Below are 8,797 nucleotides of genomic sequence, written 5' to 3' on the forward strand. Positions count from 1 at the left end.
CTCAAATTGAGGTTTAATAAAATCTATTACTGCAGAATTATTCGATGCCTTAATCTGCTCTGGGGTTCCAACCTCTAAAATACGGCCTTCGCTAAGAATAGCTATTCTATCTGCAACATAAAATGCGAGTTCAATATCGTGTGTAACAACTATTTGGGTTATCTGGACCTGATTCTTTAAATCGCAGATAAGATCACCCATGGTGCGGGTCATCATTGGGTCAAGACCTGCAGTAGGTTCATCGAACAGTATAAGATCTGGGTTCATTACAAGCGCTCTAGCGGCAGCTACTCTTCTTTTCATTCCGCCTGAAATCATTGAAGGCATAATATCTTCTTTCCCCGAAAGGCCTACTATTTCAAGCGCGCTTGATACTACTTCTTTTATCTTTGCTTCATCTTTAAAAACCTTATGCTCTTTTAGATAAAGCGCAACATTTTCTGATACCGTTAGTGAATTAAACAAAGCGGAAGACTGAAAAACCATAGCTATCACATGTTTGCTTTTAAAATCCGGATTATTTATATCCTGACCAGCAACATATATATGGCCTGAATCAGGGCACTCAAGTCCAACAATGTGTCGCATAAGAACGCTTTTGCCAGATCCGCTTTTCCCTAAAATTACCACTGTCTCGCCAGGTTCAATGTTAAGGTCTACACCCCTTAAAACATGATTTGAACCAAAAGATCTATTTAAATTATCAATCTTAAGCCCAACAGCCGCGCACTTTAAATAATCAAGCAAAACACTGCCGGAGCATCCGTTTTCATTGCCGGTAACAGTGTTAAGTAGATTTCCATTTATTTTTACTTCTTCTATTTTATGTTCCATCTATACCTTAATTTTAATCTAAATTGAGGAATAACAAAATCCTTGTAATGTAATAATCAGATATTAAAACTAGGACAAATGACAGCACAACGGCTTTAGTAACCGAATTTCCTATTTCCCTTGGCCCACCTCTTGTTGTAAGTCCCACATAACAGCACACAATTGAGATGATAACACCAAAGAACATGGCCTTGATCAGACCATTTAACACTGCCACAAAATCGACTAGTTCTGATAAGTTTCTATAATAAACATCTAAGGATAACTGTATTTCAGGATTTACTAATGCAACAATAGCACCACCAAACCAACCTATGACATCCATGAATATAACCAAGATAGGAAGAGCTATAACTGTGGCAATAAACCTGGGCATTACTAGAAATCTGACTGGGTTTATATCCATTGTTTTAAGTGCATCAATCTCTTCATAAACACTCATTGAAGCAAGCTCAGCAGTCATGGCAGAGCCTACCCTTCCGGCTATTAAAATTGACGCCATGATTGGTCCAATTTCTTTTACCATTGAGAGCCCGACAAGACCACCCACATTTTCTTCAAGGCCGAACTGTGCAAGCGTGGGACCAGCCTGCAGCGCCAACACTCCTCCAGAAAACAATGCAATTAAAGCTCCGACAGGAAGAGTCTGATTTCCGATGATATAAAGCTGGTCAAAAACCTTTTCGCTATTTGCAAATGCTGATTTACACCAATACAGCGTTTCCATAAAGAGTCCGAGCAGACCACCAGTTACTCTGAAAAATCCCATTACGCTGTTCACAGATTAAGCCCCTTTGTCCTTATTGTCTTCGTCATCTTCTCCACCAGAAATTTTAACAGGTATAAAGAGAAATTTTAGTATTTTTTTGTTAGTTTCTTTATCCTTTTTGTAACCAAAAAGTCCACCCAAAATATAGAATTTGCCTTTCTCATCAGTATTCTCATAGGATATCACAGGAATAATTGGACGGAGCTCAACCTTCACTCCTTTTTTTGTGCTCTCAGTTCTAAATGTATTCCAAAGAAATGAGGAGACTTCATTTCCTTCTTCATCTCTATCCCATCTAAATATTGTCCAAAGAGGCGCCCAATTTCTTTCTCTTGGAGCATTGTCCTGTAAAAAAGTCTCTAGAGGCGAGATGAAATTAAAATACGACTTTCCATCGGTTGTTCTGCGGTAGGTAAATAGCGGCCATACGTTAATTGCCCTTGAGTCTCTGCCGCGCTCAGTTCTAGGTATGTTCTGAACATCTTTGTATAGAAAAAACATGAATGCTCTTCTTTTAATTTCGTAATCATCTAGTTTATGACTTCTCCAGCTATATACAGGCCAAACCGCATACCCGGCTTCAAAATCTTCCTCTTTTTTAACTGAGAACAATGGGAATATTCTATTTGTATTAACACTTCCTCTTGAAAACGTAACCAAAGGCCAGGGCATATCCCATCTTCTAAAATCCTTATTAGTATTTTCTATATATGTAAAAAATGGCCATCCGTATGTTCTTTGTTTTCTACCGGGCATATCCAGGCCATAGTAAAATGGAAGAACTGCAAGAGACTTGATTCTTGCGCCGTAGAATTCTTTTTCCCTTTTCATATATATTGGCCAAAGAGCAAACTGATCGTATACAGAGTTATCTTCGGCAGTCTTTATTCCATAAACAGGCCATAGTCTCCCGCCCTCAACTCCATTTCCAGAGTAGGCTCCAATAAATGGCCAGAGCAGATTACTATTAGTCACGCCGTTGTTTTTGGTTTGAAGAAATAACGGGAATAAAAAGAAGTTTATCTCGTCTTTTCCAAATTTATGTTTCATATTGCCAAAGAGCGGAAAGAATGCAAAAAAACTTCTATCCGGATTCTCTGCCTTTCGGCCGTATAAAATTGGAAATAGTGTAAATTCTTTTTCTCTAAAACCACTGTCTTCTAGTGTGGACTTATAGTAGAAGATATACATCAGAACCTGCATCTTAGTGTCATCTTTAAAAGTGCGGTAGGTAAAAAGAGGATAAACTACGTCTAATGAGCCTCTGTCTTTTCTATAATCTTTGTGGTTATAGAACAGTGGCCGAAACCCATAACCTTCTTCATTACCCTCTTTGTCATAAGAAATTAATGGCCCAAGAGCATCTATCTTTTTTTTCCCGGTTTCCTCATCCGTTTCCATATAAAAAAGTGGGCCTAAATTAATAGTTTCTGCTGAGGTATTAAAAGCAACAGAAAACAAAAGTATTAAAATTATGAAAGGATTGGGAACATTGACCCAGGGGAATTTCATTTCATTAAATGTAACCTAAATCGCTCTAATATCTATGAAAAATTTATATATTCGAAAAATATATTAAATATAGACTCGAGGCACTCTTTTTCCGGTATGAGACAAGATCTCATAAGATATGGTTCCTGCAAGCTGAGCTAGGTCAATCACGGAAATATGCTCATCTCCGAACAAAACGACCTCGTCGCCAATATTCACATTTTCTATCCCAGTTGCATCAACCATTACAAAGTCCATACAGACGTCTCCCACAACCGGAGCAAGTATTCCGTTTATTGAAACCTTGCCTTTGCTCGAGAGATTTCGGGTATAACCATCAGCATAACCCACAGGTATTGTAGCTATAACAGAGGGCTTATCTGTCGTAAATTTACCGCCGTAGCTAACTGCCGTCCCGCTAGGCACTCTACTTAAATGGATTATTTGAGATTTAAGTTTCATAACAGGCCTAAGATCCATACCTGAGTAATTACCTGAACCATAGAGCATTATTCCTGGTCTTACCAAGTTAAATAAACTCTCCGGGTATTTCTGAATAGCGGCTGAGTTTGCTGCATGTATGAATTCAGGGTCAAAGTCTTTTTGTTTTATAAGCTCAACAAGTTGATTTAATGCATTGATCTGATTATAGGTGTTTTCATCAGCGTCTGTAAAAGCGGTTGATAAGTGAGTCAAAGCTCCTGTCATGCGGATATTTCCCAACTTAGACAAATCATCTAAAAATTGCTCGCCATCCTCAGGTCTTACGCCGAGCCTTGTCATTCCTGTATCGAACTTAATATGGTATTCAGCTTTTTTATTTGCTTTAGATGACGCCTGGTCAAGTGCCCTTGCAACTTCTATGGAAAATACAAAAGGGGTAAGTTCATACTCGAGCACCTCAGCAGCTTCTTGCGCCCTTATGCCGCCTAGAAGCAATATAGGAACCTCTATGCCGTAGTCCCTAAGTTCAAGGGCTTCATCAAGAGTAGCTACTCCCAGCATCTGTGTGCCGGCTTCGACAAGACTCTTGCCTACTTCTACAGCTCCATGCCCATAAGCATCCGCTTTTACCACTGAGAGTATAGATATATCTTTTCCCACAAGCTCTCTTACTTGAGAGAAATTATGCTTTAAATTATTAAGATTTATCTCTGCCCAGGTTCTTATCATATGAAATATTTATATAACCTTATATTACTAGGGGGGTCAATTAATATTAATCTGGCAGGTATTTACAGCTATGCAGAGAGTTTGTTTTTATGGTCCCACTGACGCTTGCTTAGGTCATCATCACTTATTTTCTTATCAGCAGCCTGGTTAAAAATTTCTACATTCTTCTCGTAGTCTTTTGAACGGAACTTATTTAAATACTCTACAAAATGTGCTGAGTCCAGATAATAGAGAAGCTGTGCTACATCAGTTTTAATTCCTGGTTTGTTTAGCCTCTTCCATCCCTCGTCCATGATAAAATCAAACTCAGGAGAAACTTTTCCTCTGTATTTTCTAAGCCGCCACTTAACAATTGTTTTCTCAATAAAGCCTGAGCTCTGTTTTCTGTATTTTTCCCAATATTTCTCAAGCCTATTCAGCGCTCTCTCTGAAGCATATGCCTGCTCGAACAGATAACAGTAACCGTCCATAAGCTGCTCGCGGGTCATGTTCTTAGGCTCAAAAACAACGTGGCGTGTGTCGTATAAACCCCAGTCAAAGTGGTCCATACGACCATCATTTTTGAAATCATCATGGAGTTTGGTGCCCGGCATAGGAGTTAAGATACTGAAGAAAGGATATAAAATATTGTTCTCATCTATAAAGTCCAGAATATCATCAAAAACGTTTAGAGTATCGGTATCAAAGCCTACTATAAAGTTCCCTACAACAGACATGCCTCGCGAATGTATGCGCTCCATTGCATCTTGGTACTTCACACAAAAGTTCACGCGTTTATCCATATCCAACAGAGTTGCCTCATTGATAGATTCAATTCCAATAATAAGAGTAGTACATCCAGCCTCTACGAATAGATCAAGCAACCCTGCCCTATTTGTAACGTTTAGTGTAGTCTCCGCAGACCAGCTTGGAATCTCACCCCTTTTTCTAAGAGGAATCATCTCTTTTAATAGCTGTTCAGTGTACTGAGGACGAGATAAAAAATTATCATCTACAAAGTAGATAGTTTTAACCCTGTCCATAAATCCTGTTTTAGGAAATGCTCTTATTTCTTCAAGTATCTTGTTTGGTGGTTTGAATCTAAACGTACTTCCCGAAATATCAGGCACACTGCAAAAACGGCAAGTAAATGGACAGCCCCTTGTGCTTTGGACCTGATGGAAAAGAAACTTACCATAATCAATTTTATCCCACGCAGGCACTGGTATAGAGTCCATTTCAGGAAAACCCTGAGCATCAGTGATTGTTGGAGCCTCACCTTTTTCAAACTGCTCTAAAAACTTTGGCCAGGTCTGCTCAGCTTCCCCTATAACGACATAATCAACGTGCTCTAGAGCTTCGTTAGGCCTAAGAGAGGCATGAATTCCACCTAATACAACTTTCTTTCCTCTTCTTCTAAATTCATCCGCAACTTGATATGCTCTTGCAACAGCAGAGGTTTTTGCAGAGAGTGCAATAAGATCAGCGTCTGTGTCAAAATCTATGGGAGAGATATATTCATCATGAACCTCAACTTCAAATCTATCTGGAGTGCAGGCTGCCACTGTGAGTAAGCCCAAATCTAAAAGCGAGCGTTTTAGTCCTAAAAACTCATTCATAAAATCCATCTCATAGAGTTCACGGTCTGATGGATCACAATTTTTTCTTGTGGCCACAAATAGTATCTTCAATTTATTGCAGCCTCCTTTGATTCATAATTGTTCTGATCCCATGGAAACTGAACATAATCTCCTGGTTTAGGAACAGAAAACCAATCCGGGAATTTTGAATTTGGAACTTTATTAATCCTGACCAGCCACCGAAACCACCAAGCCCCCACATTTAGCTGTTCGTGATGGGTCAGTACTGCTTGTTTTGCTCTAAACCTGCTAGCAAGTAGCACTGCTTCCTCTGGAGTCATAACAAATCTAAACCCCAAAATACTTGAGTACTCGCCGGGTAGTATTACAAACGGGACAGGCTCTTGGTCAGCCATTTGTTCAATCTCTTTGGTAACCATTGAATCTCCGCCAAAGAAAAATGAATTATCTTTACTTTTTACACGGTAACATAATTCTGGAACATTATGTTTTCCCTTAACAACATCAATGATGACCCCTCTTACCTCAATACTATCTTCAGGCTTTGCTCTGTAAAGCTCACTGAAATTCATCTTCTCTACAGCGTCTGCGACTTTTCCTTCTGGTGCAACGACAAATGCAGCTTTATCTAAACGAGAGAGCGCTTCAGGATCAAAATGATCATCATGCTCATGGCTTATTAGTACAATATCAGGATCAATGGGAAGCGGTATCGGAGGGATGCTATGTATGAGCATGTGCTCAGCTGGTTCTGCGAGCCAGGGGTCGGTTAATATTTTAACCCCGTCAAAAACAATCCAGTGTGTTGAGTTGCCAATATGATGCAGGCCCTCTCTATGTGGGTTATCAAGTCCGTGCTCTTGTTCTTGGACTATGTATTTCATTGTCTTCCCTAACTACTTAACCAGAGAGCTCTTTTAACTCAGGAACCACTGTATTTTTTTGAAGCTCAAGCTCTGGCTTTTTAAATGTTGAGCCATGATCTCTTAGGTAATTCTCAACTTTTGTATACTCAGTAGAAAAACGTATAAAATTTCTAATTAATCTAAGACTCACGCCATCAGTCTTAGCTGAATAATATATCGTATCAAGTGTCGGTTTTTCCCAAAGCTTAGGAAGAATTTTAGCCCTTAGCTTCCAAAGTCCAACGTACTGCTCATAAAATTCTTCAAGCGGGAGCTGTGTCTCCATAACCGCATGAGCCAAGTCATAAAGGGAAAAATCCAAAGTTGTAATCTCAGAGCGCCTCTTTTTCCAAAGATCGGTTCCAGGAAGTGGAGTAGCAATACAGAAAGTAAGGAAGCCTAAATTTGAGCTCTCTATGTAATCAGCTACTTCTTTAAATTCATCTTTAGTAAATTTGGGGTCAATCATCATATTGCCAGCTAGGTTAATTCCCCTTTCACTTAGTACCTTTGCTGCCCCTTCGTTAAGGTCAAGATTAGATGACTTTCTAATTAGTCTTAGACGTTTGTTTGAATGGCCGTCAATTCCAAGAAACACTGTGTTCAGTCCTGCCTTTGTCCAGATATCAATCATATCTGGGTTGTTCGCAATAACATCCGCTCTGGATTGAACAGTGAAGCTCTTTTGAAGATTTGCAGCAGCTATTGCTTCGCCCAATTCTCTCATATAGTCGGCGTCAAAAAAGAAATGATCATCCGCAACAAAAATTCTTCTCTCAGGAATACGGGCTATCTCTTCAACTGCTTTGTCAACCGAGCGTGAACGTACATCACCCTCAGCAAACTGCCAAATAGAACAGAAGTTGCATCTGTATTTGCACCCTCTAGTCAATTCAAATAGTCCTACTTTATAGCTTAGTGCCATATAATATTTGCTTCTGTCTATACCTGGAAGGTGTCTATTAGGCGCCAAGGTCTTATCAAGATTGTCAGCAGGTGCTCGCTTTTTAGTTGTATATTGTATTCCGTCTCTATTTATTATAAGTCCGGGTACTTCAAAAAGATTACTTCCTTTCTCAATAGCCTTGCAAAGCTCCGGCATTGTAACCTCGCCGTCTCCTTTGACTATAAAATCAATATGAATGGAATTGAAGAACTGTGAAGCTATTGTAGCTGGCTGACCACCTACAGCAATTGGGCAGGCAGGCAGAACTTTCTTAACTCTGGAAGCTATATCCCAAGTGGCATTGATGTGGCTCGTATATAAACAGGAGATACCGACAAAGTCAGGCTTATAGCGGGATAGAAAACTTTCTAGATCGGGTTCAAATCTGAGATCGAGTATATAAACATCATGGTCTTCTTGTAGATAAGTACCAATGATCTCAAGACCTATAGGTTCGATTTGGAGTATATTCTGAAGACCACTCCACCCTACATTGTAGGGATTAATAAGTACTATCTTCATATTTTATCTACCTTAAGCCATCCTCAGCCTTAATTTTAAGAATAATGATATTTTCTTATTGTCAAGATGAATTTAGTCTCATAATGCAGAGATTAACATTTTATTAATATTTAGAATGCTTGTTGACAGGAATACGCAAATATTCTAAGCTCGGATCATTTAGAGAAGACAAAACGGAGGCAATGTATTGTGATAAAACAAATATTTAGAACATCTTCTTTGGTTATTTTAGTAATTGCAATCTCGTTTTCATTATCTACATATTTATTGGCGGGTGATGGGTCAGGATGTGAGCAAACATATCCAAAAGTTACTTTGGAAACATCTGTCGAAAACAATTTCAACTTTGAAAAAACTAGTAATGTAGTCCTTCTTGAGGGAACTTGCTCTCAGCTAAAATCAGGTGCATGCGGCACAGGCACTTGCGAGAAAGGCTGGAAATGTATGGACACTGGCATACAATGTTTATGCTCCCCGCCTCAGTAATCCCTATGACGCTTGACCAGCAATCTGCTGGATCTGAAGAATAACAAACTCTGCTGGATTTAGAGGGGCAAATCCTACTTCTATATTTACA

At 39.2% G+C, this 8,797-nt stretch carries 8 protein-coding genes; 1 reads left to right on the forward strand and 7 read right to left on the reverse strand.

The window, feature by feature from the left end; all coding sequences use genetic code 11:
- From AAF462_07045 to AAF462_07075, 7 genes are all read right to left on the reverse strand, one after another.
- On the reverse strand, positions 1 to 834 hold an 834-nt coding region (locus AAF462_07045; GenBank protein MEM7008877.1), incomplete at its 3' end, for an ATP-binding cassette domain-containing protein.
- Positions 835 to 847: 13 nt separating this feature from the next.
- Positions 848 to 1,615 carry an ABC transporter permease gene (locus AAF462_07050; GenBank protein ID MEM7008878.1) on the reverse strand — a complete coding sequence of 256 codons (768 nt, stop codon included), beginning with the start codon at positions 1,613 to 1,615 and terminating at the stop codon, positions 848 to 850.
- Positions 1,616 to 1,618: 3 nt separating this feature from the next.
- Entirely contained in the window at positions 1,619 to 3,004 is a 1,386-nt protein-coding gene (locus tag AAF462_07055; protein ID MEM7008879.1) for a hypothetical protein, read from the reverse strand.
- A gap of 174 nt (positions 3,005 to 3,178) precedes the next feature.
- Positions 3,179 to 4,267 (reverse strand): alanine racemase, encoded by a 1,089-nt coding sequence (alr, locus tag AAF462_07060; GenBank protein ID MEM7008880.1) that lies wholly within the window; start codon positions 4,265 to 4,267, stop codon positions 3,179 to 3,181.
- Positions 4,268 to 4,335: 68 nt separating this feature from the next.
- The gene (locus tag AAF462_07065; protein MEM7008881.1) at positions 4,336 to 5,937 is read right to left on the reverse strand and encodes a radical SAM protein; all 1,602 of its coding nucleotides are present in this window, start codon (positions 5,935 to 5,937) and stop codon (positions 4,336 to 4,338) included.
- Positions 5,934 to 6,731, reverse strand: a complete 798-nt coding sequence (locus tag AAF462_07070) for an MBL fold metallo-hydrolase (protein ID MEM7008882.1) — start codon at positions 6,729 to 6,731, stop codon at positions 5,934 to 5,936. The genes AAF462_07065 and AAF462_07070 overlap by 4 nt, the downstream gene beginning before the upstream one ends.
- A gap of 16 nt (positions 6,732 to 6,747) precedes the next feature.
- Complete coding sequence (locus AAF462_07075; protein ID MEM7008883.1) at positions 6,748 to 8,220, reverse strand: radical SAM protein; 1,473 nt, start codon at positions 8,218 to 8,220, stop codon at positions 6,748 to 6,750.
- Between the two features lie 189 nt (positions 8,221 to 8,409).
- Between AAF462_07075 and AAF462_07080 the strand changes: the two genes are divergently transcribed.
- A complete protein-coding gene (locus AAF462_07080; GenBank protein ID MEM7008884.1) occupies positions 8,410 to 8,706 on the forward strand; it encodes a hypothetical protein in 297 nt (98 codons plus the stop codon).
- Positions 8,707 to 8,797 lie beyond the last annotated feature (91 nt).

The organism is Thermodesulfobacteriota bacterium, assembly GCA_039028315.1.
GTDB lineage: Bacteria > Desulfobacterota_D > UBA1144 > Nemesobacterales > UBA2774 > CR02bin9.